At 67.1% G+C, this 1,951-nt stretch carries 2 protein-coding genes; both read right to left on the bottom strand.

What is annotated here, in order from left to right; genetic code table 11:
- Window positions 1-106: 106 nt before the first annotated feature.
- Window positions 107-1,564 (bottom strand): PepSY-associated TM helix domain-containing protein, encoded by a 1,458-nt coding sequence (locus tag Q0349_RS13890; protein ID WP_298081612.1) that lies wholly within the window; start codon window positions 1,562-1,564, stop codon window positions 107-109.
- The coding region (locus Q0349_RS13885; RefSeq protein WP_298081611.1) for a hypothetical protein at window positions 1,561-1,951 on the bottom strand (391 nt) is incomplete at its 5' end. The genes Q0349_RS13885 and Q0349_RS13890, both read right to left, overlap by 4 nt.

Below are 1,951 nucleotides of genomic sequence, written 5' to 3'. Positions count from 1 at the left end.
GGCCTTAACCAAACCTGCTAATGAAATCATCATGTTATGGCCAATTGTAAACAGCCCCTAGTGTGTATGTAAACGTGGTTTGGCGCGTTTACATACAGGGTAGCGCCTAAGGTGTATGTATATTTGTGGCGGATGCGGTTCGGCGGGCGGTGGCAAGGAGTGCGATGCCAAAGGCGAGGGCGGTCGCGTCCACCAGCGGCAGGAGGCGCGGGGTGAAGGGCAGCAGGCCAACGGCGGCGAGCAGGGTGCTGGCCGGGATGGCGCAGAGCAGGGCGCCAGCGCCGCGCATCAGCGGGATGCGGCTGGCGGCGCCTTTTAGGTGGGCATAGGCGATGGCGGCGAGGAAGGGCAGGTAGTAGCTCGTCCAGGCGAGGGTTTCGCGGGCGACGGGCAACGGCAGGCGGGCGGTGAGCAGGATGAGGGCGATGCCGCTGATGCTGCCGTAGGTGCAGCCTTCGGTCAGCGCGGCGAGAATGCGGACGTCGCGCCGCGCGCCGCCGCGGGCGCGTTTGTCCAGCCAGAGGCGGTTGCCGCTGTAGAAGAGGAGCGCGCCGCCGAGGCCGAGGGCGAAGTAGAGCCAGCGCAGCGGGTAGCCGCCGTAGTTGCCAAAGTGCAGCTCGTGCAGGATGTCGCGCGCGCGGGCGTAGTGGTTGCCGCCGTGATTGCGGTAGCGTAGCGCGCTGCTGTAGGGGTGCAGCGCAAGGTAGAGCTGGCGGCCACCGCCGGGTTGTTCGCCGACGACGACCGCCAGCGCCTGTTCGCGGTCGGCGAGGCTGTCGAAGGCGAGGAAGCGTACTTGCAGGTCGGGGATTTCGTGTTGTGCGGCGGCGACGAGGGCTTGCGGCGGGAGGAGCGGGCGTTCGTCGATGGTGTGGTTTTCGGCGACGGGCGGCGGCGGGGCGAGCGGTTGCAGCAGGGTTGAGAGCGGGGCGGCGAAGACGAAGAGGACGGTGGTGACGGCGATGATGAGGTGTAAGGGTAGGGCAGTCAGGCCAAGGAGGTTGTGGATGTCGAGCCAGGCGCGGCGGCGGCTGTGGTTGAGGCGCAGGGCGAGGCATTGTTGGCCAAGTTTCGGCAGGGCGAGGAGGGTGCCGCTGATGAGTGCCAGCAGGTAGAGGATGGCGACGATGCCCATGCTGTATTCGCCGGCGATGGTGGGGATGCCCGCAGTGCGGTGCAGTTCGTCGAGGACGTGTCCGGCGGCGGTAGCCGGGCGGGTGTGGCTGTGCAGGGTGCCGTCGGCGTCAAGGTAAGCCCAGGTTTCGCTGTCGCCGGTTTCCCAGTGCAACGGCGCGGGAGCGTTTTCGTCGGTGTGCAGGTAGAGGAGGAAGCTGGAGGTGTGTTCGGGGTGCTCTGCCATGTGCTGCATCAGGCGCGCGAGCGCTGCCATGTCGGCGGCGGGGCGGATTTCTGCCGCGGGCGGGCTTGCCCAGCGGCTGATGTCTTCGCTGAAGACGGTCAGGCTGCCGCTGATGAAGCTGATGGTGAGGAGGATGGCGCTGCTGATGCCGACCCAGCTGTGCAGGGCGAGCTGGTGTTTCAGGGTGTGGGCGGGGATTTTCATGCGGTGAGGGTGTAGTGCAGCGCGGCGACGAGGTTGGCGCAGAGGAGGACGCGCCAGGCGCTTTTGCCGTTGCGCAGGAGGTAGGTGCCGCCGAGGATGGCGAGCCAGCTGATGGTGAGGAGGTAGGTGTAGTAGCCGTGGGCGTCCATGTGTTGTGTGGCCGGGCTGTGGCGCAGGTAGGGCGCCCAGATGAGGGCGGCGAGCGGCAGGCCGAGGAGGAGGGCGGCGGCGGTTTTGTGAAGCCAGTCCGGGCGCGGGTCGCCGCTGTTGAGGCAGGCGAGCCAGCGGGTTTTGTTGTGGGCAGGCTGGCGGTATAGCCGTTCACCGGGAGCTTCAGACAAGGCGCGCCGCTGAAGACAGTACGCGGTTGTACGGCGAAGCGGCGCA

The sequence above is a fragment of the uncultured Cardiobacterium sp. genome (genome assembly GCF_938028185.1).
Lineage (GTDB): Bacteria > Pseudomonadota > Gammaproteobacteria > Cardiobacteriales > Cardiobacteriaceae > Cardiobacterium.
Note: the sequence above shows the minus strand (reverse complement) of the source record. Positions and strands in the feature narration are given on the sequence as shown.

Coding starts and splice junctions, on each gene's coding strand:
- Q0349_RS13890 (WP_298081612.1), bottom strand. CDS start 1,564: ATGAAAATCCCCGCCCACACCCTGAAACACCAGCTCGCCCTGCACAGC.